Here is a 12,865-nt window from a genome sequence, read left to right as displayed (position 1 = left end):
CCTTCGACGAGCACAGCAAAGATCCGCAGCTCATGCACATCGCCACAGACGGCGAAACCTACGGCCACCACCACCGCTTCGGTGAAATGGCCCTCTCCTACGCCCTGCACCACATTGAGCAGGAAGAGTTGGCCAAGATCACGATCTACGGAGAATACCTGGAGCTATACCCGCCTAAATACGAAGCTGAAATCATCGAGAACACATCCTGGAGCTGCATGCACGGCGTAGAGCGCTGGCGCAGCGACTGCGGCTGCCACACCGGCGGCCACGATGACTGGAACCAGGCCTGGCGGGCTCCTGTGCGGGAAGCCTTCGACTGGGTGCGCGATCAGCTGGAGCCGCTCTTTGAGCAGGAGATGCAGAAGCTGGGAGCCGATCCGTGGCAGACGCGTAACAACTACATCCAGGTGATCATGGACCGGAACGAGGACAATGTGCATGATTTCATCCATTCACAGACTAACCGGGAACTGAGCAAAGGCGAGCAGATCAAGTTTCTGAAACTGCTCGAAATGCAGTACCACGCCATGCTGATGTACACCAGCTGCGGCTGGTTTTTTGACGAGGTGACCGGTATCGAAACGATGCAGGACATTCTGTACGCGACACGAGCCCTGCAACTGGCAAAGGACCTGAGCGGCAACGACTATGAAACAACATTCGTGGAATTCCTGAAACGAGCTAAGAGCAATAACAAGGAGTACGGCGACGCTTCCAAGGCCTACTACAAAATAGTGCAGCCAACTCAATTGGACCTGTTGCGGGTTGGTGCCCATTATGCCGTGTCGTCGCTCTTTGCCGACTCCCCGGAAGAGCTACCACTCTACAGCTACAAGGCCACTTCCGAATATTATGAAATGCTAGAGGCGGGACGTCAGCGGCTGGCCATTGGCAAAGCTTTCATCCGCTCCACCATTACCTGGGAGGAAGTGGACGTTTCGTTTGGCGTGCTACACATTGGTGATCATCAGTTGTTCGGGGGCGTGCGCAAATTCGTAAGCCCCGATGCCTTCGCCACCCTGCACCATGAACTCAGCACCGCCTTTGACAAAGGCAATATCACAGAAGTAATCATGCTGCTTGACAAGCACTTCGAGTCGCACAACTACTCTTTCTGGCACCTCTTCCGCGATGACCAGAAGAAGATTCTGGACCAGGTACTGGAGCAAACCATGCGGGCTTTGGAGCATGATTTTCAGCAGGTATACGACAATAACTATCCGTTGATGGCAGCCATCAAAAACGTGGATATGAACCTGCCGCGGCCACTGCAGATCACGGTAGACTACATTGTATCGGGACGCCTGCTTGAAGCCCTGATGGCCGAACGGGTGGATGTGGACACCGTGCTCAAACTCCTGAAAGAAGTCGATCGCATGGGCGTGAAACTGGATGAAGAAGCGGTGAATTATGCGGCGACTATCCATGTAGAAGAAGCGATGCACTACCTGGAGGAAAATCCCGATGACACGGAACACATGCAATATCTGATCGAACTCCTGACGGTCATCAACGGCTCCAGTCTGCAGCCGGAGTATTGGCAGTCGCAGAACATCGCTTTCAGGATGCGACAAAGTACCTATGAGACGAACCGCAAAAAACAGGATGAAAAAAACGAAAAAGCCGATGCCTGGTGCAAGCAGTTCGAAGAGTTGTATAATAGCCTGAATCTGAAAATATGAAGCTGACATCTCGCAGACTTTGCCCACTAAGCCACCTTTCCTTATACAGCTAAAAAGAAAACAACATGGTATACATACCTTCCTCGACATACAGACTACAACTGTCCCCGAAGTTTAAACTGAAGGACCTGAAAAATATACTCCCCTACCTGCGGGACCTGGGCATCAGCACCATCTATGCTGCGCCTTTTTTCACGGCCCGTCCCGGCAGTGAGCACGGCTATGACGTGACGGATCCGCACCAGCTCAACCCCGATGTGGGCACCATGGAAGAATTACAGGCGATAGCAGACGAACTGAAAGCACATGGCATGGGCTGGTTGCAGGACATCGTGCCAAACCACATGGCCTTTCACCCGAACAATGCCTGGCTGATGGACGTGCTGGAAAAAGGCCAGAAGTCGCGTTTCTATACCTTCTTCGATGTCAACTTCAACCATCCTGACTTTAAGGGCCAACTAATGGTACCCTTCCTGGGAGAGCCTCTGCAGGAAGTGGTCAAGCAGGGGCAGCTTAAGCTCAGTTTCGATGAACAGGGTTTCCGGCTACACTACTTCGACAATATTTACCCAATCAGCATCGACAGCTATACCTTCCTGCTGGAGCGCGTAGCCGAAAAGCTCAATTCTTCAGAAGCCAGCGCAGCACTAACGGAGCAGGTGCAAAAGCTGGAGCAATTAATGTCGCACGACAGGCTGGAGCCTAACGATTGGGAGCAGGCGAAACAGGCTCTCTACCAGATTGCACAAGATCATTCTGCAGTAAAGCAAGGTATAGCCGATGTACTACGAGGTATAAACGAGGACAAGACAGCCCTTCAGGAACTGCTCCGGCAGCAATATTATATTCTGAGTCACTGGCAGGAAACAGAGAAGCGTATCAACTACCGCCGCTTCTTCACGGTCAACGACCTGATCTGCACAGCCATGGAGCGGGAGGAGGTATTCCACCATTACCATCAGTTTATCAAGGAGCTCTGCATGCGGCAACTGGTGCAGGGGCTACGGGTAGACCACGTCGACGGCCTTTTCGACCCCGACAACTACCTGGAGCGACTGCGGGAAATGACGGGTGAGCAGGTATACCTGGTGGTGGAGAAAATTCTGGAAGGTGAAGAAAACATGCCCGACTACTGGCCGATACAGGCAACAGCGGCTACGATTTTCTGGCCTGGGTGAGCAACCTCTTTACCAATGCCGAAGGTGAGAAAAAACTGACTGAGATTTATCACCGCCTGGTGCCCGAAGCACCCCTCGACTACGAAAAGCTGGTTTACGAGAAGAAGTTGCTGATCCTTGAGAACTACATGCAGGGCGAGTTGCAAAACCTGCTGCGCCTGCTGCGTGATTGTGAACTTATACCTGCCTCTTCCGGAGACAAGAACTGGCACCATGCCCTGGCTACATTGCTGGCCTCCTTCCCGGTGTACCGCATCTACGGCCATGCCTTCCCGCTGCCGTCTGGGGCCATGGAAATGGTGGACAAAGCTTTTGGCATTGCCCATGAAAAAGCGCCTGAGGTCAAAGCAGAGCTGGAGCACCTGCACACTTTGTTCGAGTCAGGTGAGCAGGACAGCGAAGAACTAAAGCGAGAAAAGCTATACTTTGTGATGCGCAGTCAGCAGTTTACAGGTCCGCTGGCAGCGAAAGGGGTGGAAGACACCACCTTCTACAACTACAACCGCCTGCTGGCGCTCAACGAAGTGGGAAACAGCCCGGATGTATTCAACCTGGACCGCCGTGATTTCCATGAGCGCATGCAATACCGCATGCAAACTTATCCGCACTCCATCAACGCCACGGCCACGCACGACACTAAACGCGGCGAAGGCTCCCGCATGCGCCTGCAGGTGCTGAGTGAGCTGCCGGAAGAGTGGGAGAAAAACGCGACAGAATGGATGCAACTGGCACGGAAGCATAGCAAGTCCGACGGACCGACAGCAAACGACCTTTACTTCATCCTGCAAACCCTGCTGGGCGTGATGCCGATCGACGGCAAGGTGGATGACACACTGGTGGAGCGGGTGCAGGAGTACCTCGTGAAGGCTTTCCGGGAGGCCAAGGTCAACACCAACTGGTCGGAGCCAAATGAAGCCTATGAAACATCGGTCAAAAATCTGGTGCAGCAACTGCTGCAGGAAGACAAGGACTTCATGGCTTCTTTCAAGCCCTTTTTCCAGAAGGCGGCTCATTTTGGCTGGTTGTACTCCTTGTGCCAGACGCTCCTCAAAACCACCTGTCCGGGCGTGCCCGATGTATACCAGGGCTGCGAACTCTGGGACTTCAGCCTGGTAGATCCGGACAACCGCCGCCCTGTGGATTACGAGCAACGACAGCAATTTTTGCAGGAAATAAAGCACAACGAAAACGGTGATGAGCTGCAGCAGGAGCTGCTCTCCTCCCCCACCGATGCCCGCGTGAAGCTATACCTGCTGCACCAGGTACTCCACCTGCGCAAAGAGCTGAAATCACTTTTCGACGAGGGCGATTATATCCCGCTAAAGTTAAAGGGCCAGCACAGCCGCCATGCCATGGCCTTCGCCCGCCACCACGAAGAGAACTGGTGCATTGTGGTGGTGCCGCGTCTGCTCACGAGCATCATCTCAGAAAAGGAACTGCCACTGGGCGAACAGGTGTGGGGTGACACGATGGTGGAACTTCCTGCCGAAGCGCCGCAAAACTGGCAGCAGCTTTTTGGCGGACAGCAGGTGCAGGCAAAGCAGTCTATACCTTTGGCCGAGATTTTCAAGACTTTCCCGGTTGCACTTTTAACATCCTCAAACGCATGATTATACCCAAACGAAGCAGCGGCATCCTGCTCCACATCACCTCGCTCCCATCCGCTTATGGCATCGGCGACCTGGGCTCAGAGGCCTATAAGTTTGCCGACCTGCTGGCCGAGGCGGGCCAGCGGTACTGGCAAATTCTGCCGCTCAACCCGACTGAAATCGGCTCGGCAACTCACCCTACAGCAGCCACTCTGCCTTTGCCGGCAACCCCCTGCTGATAAGCCCCGAACGGCTGGTGGAAGATGGCCTGCTGGACAAAAAGGACATACGGGCGGGCGGCGGCTTCGACAAATCCAAGGTAAACTACCCGAGGTGGCGGACTATAAAGTGAAGCTGCTGCGACAGGCGTACGACAACTACAAAGACGGCAAGGCTAGCAAACTCAAAGCCGCGTTTATCCGCTTTCAGGAAACGCACAAGGCATGGCTGCCAGACTTTACAAGCTTTGTGGCTTTCAAACATTATTACGATCAGAAACCCTGGGTGGAATGGCCTGAGAAAGTTAAAACACGGCAGGATCATGCTATGGAGGCACTCTTGGCTGAGTTGGCTGGTGAGATTGAGCGGGAAGCCTTTTTCCAGTTCCTGTTCTACCGCCAGTGGGAGGCACTCAAAGCATACTGTACCTCCAAAGAGATCACCTTTATCGGTGACATGCCCTTTTATGTAAGCCATGACAGTGCCGATGTTTGGTCACACCCGCATTTATTCAAACTGGACCGGGCCGGCATGCCTACCGCTGTTTCGGGTGTGCCACCGGACTACTTCAGCGAAACAGGACAGCTTTGGGGCACGCCTGTGTTTGACTGGAAGAAACTGCAGGACCAAAACTTTGACTGGTGGCTGCAGCGCATCGCCCATAACCTGGAGCTTTTCGGTTTGCTGCGCCTCGACCATTTCCGGGCTTTCTCGGCTTACTGGGAAGTGCCTGCCGGAGAGGAGACCGCTATCAACGGGAAATGGGTGAATACCCCGGGAGCCGAATTGCTGAACGTGGTACGCAAGAAATTCCCTGCCATGCCCATCATCGCCGAGGACCTGGGTGAGATAGACCAGCCGGTACGAGACCTGATGAGCCAGTTTGATCTGCCGGGCATGCGGGTGCTGCTCTTTGCATTCGGTGAAGACTTGCCCGAGAGTATTTATGCGCCACACCACCACATCAAAAGCAGCATTGTATACACCGGTACCCATGACAACAGCACCGTGCGGGCCTGGTATGAGCAGGACGCCAGCCGAGATGATAAGAAGCGCCTGAGCGATTACAGTGCCCAGCGCCTTTCAAAAGAGAACGTGCATGAGGTGATGGCACGCCTGGCTTACATGTCGGTGGCGCAACTCGTGGTACTGCCTATACAGGATGTGCTGGGTCTGGGTAAGGAAGCGATCATGAACAAGCCTTCTACCGCCAGGGGTAACTGGCAGTGGCGCCTGCAGCCCGGTATGTTTACCAAAACTACAGCGCAGCGCTTGAGAAAGGAAATAGAGCTGTACGGCAGATAGCTCCGCCAAAAAATCAGAAAAGGGGTGCTTATTACGCAGCTGAAAGCTGTTGCGTAATAAGCACCCCTTTTCTTTTTTAATTCACACAAAAATCTTACATTGATTCAGCTTTCAGGTATAGCCAGAAAGATTCTCTCACCTAATCTACAGCATTATGCCATTAGCTTCCACAGCATTACCACTGGGCACTGTAGCACCCAACTTTGCCTGCTCGACACGGCTTCCGACAAGCTCGTCTGTTTAGAGGATGTGGTTTCTAACAAAGCCACTGTCATCATGTTCCTCTGCAACCACTGCCCTTACGTACAGCTCATACTGGACGAACTGGTGAAGGCAGCCCGCGAGTATCAGCAAAAAGGGGTAAGTTTTGTAGGGATCAGCGCAAACGACGCGGCGAATTATCCACAGGACGGTCCGCAGCAGATGCGGGAATTGGCCGGCGAAAAAAGCTTTCCTTTTCCATACCTGTATGACCAGACCCAGCAAGTGGCCCGCGCCTACCAGGCAGTATGCACACCAGAGTTTTTTGTGTTCGACCGCAACATGCGCCTGGCCTACCATGGCCAGTTTGATGACGCACGCCCCAAAAGCGAAACGCCCGTAACAGGACAGGACCTGCGACAGGCGCTTAATGCCTTGCTGAACGGTGATCAGGTTAGAGCTGACCAGAAACCAGGTATAGGCTGTGGCATTAAATGGAAAACTCCGCTGGCGGAAGCTGGGTAGGCTGCGTGCTTGCCATATAGCCCGCCACGGCATTGGCATTGTCAAGGTAGTGCGAGGTATAGGTCTGGTCACCCGAGTGGATGTAAAGGGCTGTCTTGCCTTTTACTGCATCGATTATGCTTTCGTGCTCACCCAGTGGCACCGCCGGGCATCCCAGGCTGCGGCCCAGTCTGCCGTATTTGTTCATAAAGTCTTCAGTAGCATACTCGGCACCGTGCATCACCACGGCACGGTCACGGGCATTGGAGTTATAGGCCTCATCCAGTCCATCTAGCCGCAGCGATTTGCCGTGCTTGCCATAGTATACCTCGTCGGTCACGTAAAAGCCCACACTGCTCATAAAGGACTTGTGCTCATTGGAAAAAGTCTGTGCCATCACTTCGCCTGAGCCTCTGCCATGCGCCACATACGTGTTGCTGAGCACCTGCCGGTTGTTCAGGTCGAGCACCCAGAGACGTTTTTCGCTGGAGGGCTTCGTGAAGTCTACTATGGTCAGGATGCCTTTATCTGACAGACGCCCTTCGTTGTACATGCCATAATAGCCCATCAAGGCATTGTTAAACACATCGTAGTTCAGGTCCGATTCACTCAGGTTCATTTGAGTGTAGAGGTCAAAGGATACCTGCTCAAACCGCATGACAGACAATGCTGTCACGTTAGGCTTCACCTTATGATTGACGGATACATATTTACCAGCCCCTATGGAGGCGGAGGGTGATAGTATGAGCGGCGCAAAAAGAGGCAACAGTCGTTTGCCCATTCTCTTTCCGCGGTTGCGCCACCGCTCTTTGATACTTTTCTTTCTGACGTTCGTTCTCACGATCCTTTCCAATTGGTACACCTGTTTTTACGTGACTGCTCAGGCACTGTTCAGATTTGCCCAAAAGGTACAACATTGCGCTTAAATCATTCTATATCAAGTAAAAGGAATCAAATCAGGTATCATATTTGTATAGAAAGGGATACACATCTGAAATCCGGAAACGAAACCAAACATGAACAGAAAGCCGATAAGCTATTCTTCTCTCTTATACTTCTTACTCGTTACCCTCTTCCTCTCCAGTTGCGGAAGCCGGGAAACGCTGCGTGGCGTGTTCAAAAAAGAGACGCCTTACGAGGCCTATGTCTCATCCCTGAAGAGCGCCAAACTTGATCAGACGGCTGTGGGGCAGGACTGGCTGGCGACAGGGCAAACTGCCTTGCAAACACCCACGCCGGTTACGCTGCCTTTCAAAGAAACCGGCTACTTTCCGGCTGACAAACCACGAGCGCTCGGTTACAGAGTAGAAGCCAAACGTGGCGAGAAACTGGTAGTGAGCCTGGAGATGAAAGCACGGGAGACTATGCAGGTTTTCATGGATCTGTTTGAAGCCAGCACCGACCCGGCCAGAGCCCCCAAACAGGTTGCCCACACAGATAGCACAGCCACTACGCTGACTTACGTGGTGGATGAGGACATGGCGCACTTGCTGCGTGTGCAGCCGGAGCTGCTGCGCGGCGGCACTTATACCATCACTATACAGGCACAGCCTACCCTGGCTTTTCCTATACCTGGTAAGTCAAGTCGTCACATCGCCAGCATCTGGGGTGACCCACGTGATGCAGGCGCTCGCAGCCACGAAGGCATTGATATTTTCGCACCGCGCGGCACACCCGTCATCGCCTCGGTAGACGGTGTCGTGTCGCGTGTGAACGAAACGCCCCGTGGCGGCAAGGTGATCTGGCTTTCGGATTTGAATCGTGGGCAGAACCTTTACTACGCCCACCTTGACCAGCAGCTGGTTACAGCCGGACAGCGCGTCAGTGTAGGCGACACGCTCGGATTGGTCGGCAACACCGGCAATGCCAGGGGAACCGGCCCGCACCTACACTTCGGCATTTACCGCTATGGTCGCGGTGCCACCAACCCCTACCCCTACGTGCACCAGTCTGCAGCACCTATACCTACCGTGAAAGTGGATGCCACGCAGATCGGCAACTGGGTAAGGGTGTCGTCCAAAATGGCCAATGTGCGGACAGAGCCTTCAGCTAAAGCAGCACTCCATACCTCCCTCAGCAAGCACACGCCGCTCCAGGTGGTGGGTGCCGCAAACAACTGGTACCGCGTGCGCCTGCCCGATCAGTCGGAGGCTTACATCATCAGCTCGCTGGTGGAAGGTATAGCCAGACCCATCGCCGTTAAGAAACTGCGCCAGGAGCGTCCGCTGCTGGATGACGCGCACCCCGAAGCCGGGCAAATGGACAGTCTGCCGGCAGGAGCCGCTGTACCTGTAGTAGCCGTGAACGGGCAATTTGACCTCGTGCGACAGCCAGACGGCAGACTCGGCTGGGTGCAGGCTGCTGAGTAAAATTGCCGGTTTAATTGGCAGCACCGATACTTTCTGCGTACAGCATTTATACCTATATTTGGCTTAGTAAAGCATGTTGTACGCTCTTAACCGGATAATTTTTGAAGTTAGCTGCTATTGATATCGGTTCGAACGCGGTGAGGTGCCAGATCTCCAACGTTCTGAATCAGAATGGAAACGTAATTTTTAAAAGAGTTGAATACATCCGCTACGCCATCCGATTTGGAGAGGATGTGTTCAATGCCGGTTTTATCAGCGAGCACAAAATTCAGAAGTTCATCAAGCTACTGCACGCTTTTCAACTGCTACTCGACGTGCACGACGTGGACCACTATATGGTGTGCGCCACCTCTGCCATGCGCACCTCCCAAAATGCCCCTGAAATTCTGGACCGTGTGCACCAGGCCATCGGCATGAACATCCAGGTGATCGACGGGGTAGCCGAAGCCGACCTGATCAACAAAGTTATCGTGAACTTTCTGGATGAGCGTAATTACCTGCACATTGACGTGGGCGGCGGTAGCACCGAGTTCAACATCTATGTGAACCGGGAGAAGATGGCCTCGCAATCCTTTGAGCAGGGCTCCATCCGGCACATGCACGGCGTGGACTCACAGGAGCTTTGGAACAACATGCGGGTATGGATCGAAGAGAACGCCAAAAAATACCATCTCACCCGCGCCATTGGCACAGGAGGTAACATCAACAAGATATTTGACCTGTCAGGCAAGGCAGTGGGCAAGGCGATTTTCCGCAAGCAGATTGAAGAGATCACACAGCGGGTAGCAGCGATGACCATGGAGCAGCGCATCACCGAACTGCTCCTCAACCCTGACCGCGCCGACGTTATCCTCCCCGCTGCTGAGATATACCTGTCCGCCATGAAGTGGGCCAAGCTCGAGAGCATGCTCGTGCCTGCCGTCGGCCTCAAAGACGGAATGATTCACGCTTTATATGAGCAGCATCATCAGGAGCGGTTTGTGATCAGTCAGATCAGCAGGTAGTTTTCGCCTTGCCCGCAGGCACATGCTATGGAGCGATCTTCCTCGCACGTGATTACTATGGTGGAAATGACTTAGCCGGGCGGGACTTTTATAAAAAACGGGAGTGGCGCATGATGATCATGTACCACTCCCGTTCTTGTTTTCAGCGGAAGATAAAACCTGATTTTATACTAACTCTACCTCCTGCGTTGTTTCCTCGAACACCTTCTTGTAGAACAGTTTGTGCACATCAACGATCTCTTCATTGGCGGCGGGCTTTTTACGGGAATAGGTACCGTCTTCGCGCATGATGTAGGAGTTCTGGTTGTCGAGCAGGTTGTAGTACAGAATATTGATCGCCTCTTTTTTCAGTTCCTCATTCACGATCAGGAAAAGTGCTTCGATACGGCGGTCAAAGCTGCGCACCATAACGTCGGCACTGCCTCCGTATACCTTCGGGTCACCGTTGTTGTGGAAGTAATAGATGCGACTGTGCTCCAGGTACTCTCCTACAATCGACTTTACTGAAATATTCTCGCTCAGGTCTTCACGGCCCGGGCGTAAACAGCAGATGCCGCGCACGATGAGCTTAATCGGTACACCTGCCTTGGAAGCTTTGTAAAATTCATCTATCACCTCCTTGTCTTCCAGTGAGTTGATCTTGATCACGATTCCGCTCTTCAGTCCTTTCTTGGCATTGCGTGCTTCATGGCGAATCAGCTCGATCAGTTGCTGGCGCATGGATTTAGGAGAAGTGAGCAGGTATTTATACTCGTTTGGTCGGGAGTGACCGGTTATAACATTGAAAAACTCCGACACGTCATGCGCATACACATCGTTGGTCGTCAGCAGACTCACGTCCGTATACAGGCGGGCGGTCTGCTCGTTATAGTTACCGCTTCCGATGTGCACGTAGCGCGTCACCTTCTCCCCTTCCTTCCGGATGATCATAAGCATTTTGGTGTGCGTCTTATACTTGCTGATGCCGTAGATCACAAAACAGCCAGCCTTTTCCAGACGCTCACCCTCACGCAGGTTTCGCTCCTCATCAAAGCGGGCCTTCACCTCAAACAGCACCGATACGTGCTTGCCGTTTTCAGCAGCCTTCAGCAAAGCAGCCGTCACACGTGACTGATCCGCCAGTCGGTAAATCGTCTGCTTGATGCCTAGTACATAAGGGTCTTCGGCGGCTCGCTCCAGTAGCTGCACTACCGGCTCCATGTTGTTGTAGGGGTGGTGCAGCAGTACGTCATGCTCTTTCAGATACTGAAACATGTCCACCGACTCGGCCGGAAGGCTAAGCGGCGTTACAGATGCGGGTTGCTTAAAACCTTTGTCTTTGAATTGCCTGTGGTTGATGATCTGCCAAAGACCGCGCAGGTCGATCATGCTCGTGATCGTGAAGACATTGGCATTGTCGATGGTCCAGCGCTCCTTCAGTACCTTCATCATAAAGGCAGACGGATTGCGCTCAATCTCCAGGCGCACCACACGCCCTTTTTTGCGCGTCTTCAGCTTCGACTTGATTTCCTGTACAAAGTCAGCTTCAATATCGTCAGACTCCTCCAGTGTAAAATCTCCGTTTCGGGTAATGCGGAAGAGGTTCGCTGACACGATCTCCACGTTACGGAACAGCTTTTTGATTTTCCAGCGGATGATCTCCTCAATCGGTACAAAGATGATCTTGTCCTTGCGGTTGATCTCGTAAAAACGGGCCAGGTTCTGGGGTATCTGCACAAAGGTCACGCGGTCCTGCGCCTTCTGCTCCTCGGTGGTGCGGGTCACCACACCAAAGGTCAGCAGCTGGTTCATGAGCAGCGGGAAGCCATGGTAGTTGTCAAACACCATGGGCGTGAGCAGCGGATAGATCGTATTTTTGAAATAGCTGTCTACCTTCTTCTGCTCGATCTCGGTCAGGTCGCCTACCTTGAGTATGTCAAAACCGCTTTTGTCAAACAGCTCGGTCAGTTCGTTGTTGAATGTCAGGTACTGATCGTTGACAAAGCGGTGCGCGTAGTCAAGCAATTTCTTACGGAAGGGCAGTTCGCGCAGGCCAGAGTAGTCCAGTCGCTCTTTGCCGTAATCGATGTAGTTATACAAGCTGCCTACCCGGATCATAAAGAACTCGTCGAGGTTGGAAGCCGTGATGGCCATAAACTTGAGCCGGTCAAAAATGGTGCGACTCGTGTCGCGGGCCTGGTCAAGCACACGGTAGTTAAAACGCAGCCAGCTCAGGTCGCGGCTAATGTATTTACTTCTCTTTATTTGGTCAGAAACCTTATTGGTTAACATGTTTTCAGATATTAAAGGAGCCTCATATCAAGTCGGAGAACAGAGGCTCCCTGACAGACGCAGGTATACGGACATTAGATTAAGTATGCCCAACTGCTAATATAATTTTTGTTAGTGAATTTGTCATGCCTTTTGACGAAAGCTTGCATAAATGTTTTCCAAGAGCATCGCCCGGCGCCAAAAAAGCCCGGCTTTACCCTGATCTATACCAGAATCTCAAAACCAATCAGCAGGCGCCCGGTATAAAACAAGAGCCAATGTAAGAAGCTGTACAAACAAGCCCGACACCAGCGAGTTTGAACGTCCTCCCCTACCCCTTGCCGACTGGGAGGCCCACAGGACACGCCGCATCTGTACCTTCAGATTGTAGGCAAGATACGCCTGACGCTGATGCCCCTGCTTAATCATTGGTGGCGTGTTATGCTGTACGTGAGCGCACCAGGCCCTGCCCGACTTTCTGGAGAAAGACTACCAGGCAGGTGCCAAACTGGCGAACTGGCCTGTTGAAGAGTTAAATTGCCTTGAGGCAGCAAAAAGTTA

The 12,865-nt window shown here is 52.9% G+C and carries 10 protein-coding genes and 1 pseudogene; 9 read left to right on the top strand and 2 right to left on the bottom strand.

Going from position 1 to position 12,865, the window contains the following annotated elements; translation table 11 throughout:
- From O71_RS14325 to O71_RS14310, 6 genes and pseudogenes are all read left to right on the top strand, one after another.
- A partial coding sequence (locus O71_RS14325; RefSeq protein WP_007658018.1) for a DUF3536 domain-containing protein occupies positions 1-1,685 on the top strand: 1,685 nt, incomplete at its 5' end.
- A 65-nt stretch (positions 1,686-1,750) separates the two neighbouring features.
- Positions 1,751-2,863, top strand: a complete 1,113-nt coding sequence (locus tag O71_RS23365; protein WP_007658016.1) for an alpha-amylase family glycosyl hydrolase — start codon at positions 1,751-1,753, stop codon at positions 2,861-2,863.
- A complete protein-coding gene (locus tag O71_RS23360) occupies positions 2,860-4,473 on the top strand; it encodes a hypothetical protein (protein WP_007658013.1) in 1,614 nt (537 codons plus the stop codon). Before O71_RS23365 ends, O71_RS23360 begins: the two co-directional genes overlap by 4 nt.
- Positions 4,470-4,691 (top strand): 4-alpha-glucanotransferase, encoded by a 222-nt coding sequence (locus O71_RS25715; protein ID WP_007658011.1) that lies wholly within the window; start codon positions 4,470-4,472, stop codon positions 4,689-4,691. The genes O71_RS23360 and O71_RS25715 overlap by 4 nt, the downstream gene beginning before the upstream one ends.
- A pseudogene (malQ, locus tag O71_RS14315) lies at positions 4,685-5,976 on the top strand (4-alpha-glucanotransferase). The gene O71_RS25715 and the pseudogene malQ overlap by 7 nt, the downstream one beginning before the upstream one ends.
- Before the next feature lie 99 nt (positions 5,977-6,075).
- A complete protein-coding gene (locus tag O71_RS14310; RefSeq protein ID WP_237717852.1) occupies positions 6,076-6,702 on the top strand; it encodes a thioredoxin family protein in 627 nt (208 codons plus the stop codon).
- On the opposite strand, the gene O71_RS14305 is transcribed toward O71_RS14310, so the two are convergent.
- Positions 6,668-7,522 (bottom strand): murein L,D-transpeptidase catalytic domain family protein, encoded by an 855-nt coding sequence (locus O71_RS14305; RefSeq protein WP_234986373.1) that lies wholly within the window; start codon positions 7,520-7,522, stop codon positions 6,668-6,670. The genes O71_RS14310 and O71_RS14305 overlap by 35 nt on opposite strands.
- Before the next feature lie 175 nt (positions 7,523-7,697).
- Between O71_RS14305 and O71_RS14300 the strand changes: the two genes are divergently transcribed.
- Both O71_RS14300 and O71_RS14295 read left to right on the top strand, forming a co-directional pair.
- Complete coding sequence (locus O71_RS14300; protein WP_071530883.1) at positions 7,698-9,050, top strand: peptidoglycan DD-metalloendopeptidase family protein; 1,353 nt, start codon at positions 7,698-7,700, stop codon at positions 9,048-9,050.
- Between the two features lie 101 nt (positions 9,051-9,151).
- The gene (locus O71_RS14295) at positions 9,152-10,054 is read left to right on the top strand and encodes a Ppx/GppA phosphatase family protein (protein WP_007658004.1); all 903 of its coding nucleotides are present in this window, start codon (positions 9,152-9,154) and stop codon (positions 10,052-10,054) included.
- Between the two features lie 165 nt (positions 10,055-10,219).
- On the opposite strand, the gene ppk1 is transcribed toward O71_RS14295, so the two are convergent.
- Positions 10,220-12,325 carry a polyphosphate kinase 1 gene (ppk1, locus tag O71_RS14290; protein WP_007658003.1) on the bottom strand — a complete coding sequence of 702 codons (2,106 nt, stop codon included), beginning with the start codon at positions 12,323-12,325 and terminating at the stop codon, positions 10,220-10,222.
- 324 nt (positions 12,326-12,649) lie between these two features.
- Between ppk1 and O71_RS27355 the strand changes: the two genes are divergently transcribed.
- Positions 12,650-12,832 (top strand): DUF5996 family protein, encoded by a 183-nt coding sequence (locus O71_RS27355; RefSeq protein ID WP_369750938.1) that lies wholly within the window; start codon positions 12,650-12,652, stop codon positions 12,830-12,832.
- The last annotated feature ends 33 nt before the right edge of the window (positions 12,833-12,865 follow it).

It is taken from the genome of Pontibacter sp. BAB1700 (genome assembly GCF_000277005.1).
GTDB classification, from domain to species: Bacteria; Bacteroidota; Bacteroidia; order Cytophagales; family Hymenobacteraceae; genus Pontibacter; species Pontibacter lucknowensis.
This window is presented reverse-complemented; position numbering and strand designations above follow the sequence as displayed.

Excerpts from the sequence above, each read along its gene's own strand:
- ppk1 (WP_007658003.1), bottom strand. The coding sequence starts at position 12,325 with ATGTTAACCAATAAGGTTTCTGACCAAATAAAGAGAAGTAAATACATT.
- O71_RS23365 (WP_007658016.1), top strand. The coding sequence starts at position 1,751 with ATGGTATACATACCTTCCTCGACATACAGACTACAACTGTCCCCGAAG.
- O71_RS25715 (WP_007658011.1), top strand. The coding sequence starts at position 4,470 with ATGATTATACCCAAACGAAGCAGCGGCATCCTGCTCCACATCACCTCG.
- O71_RS14300 (WP_071530883.1), top strand. The coding sequence starts at position 7,698 with ATGAACAGAAAGCCGATAAGCTATTCTTCTCTCTTATACTTCTTACTC.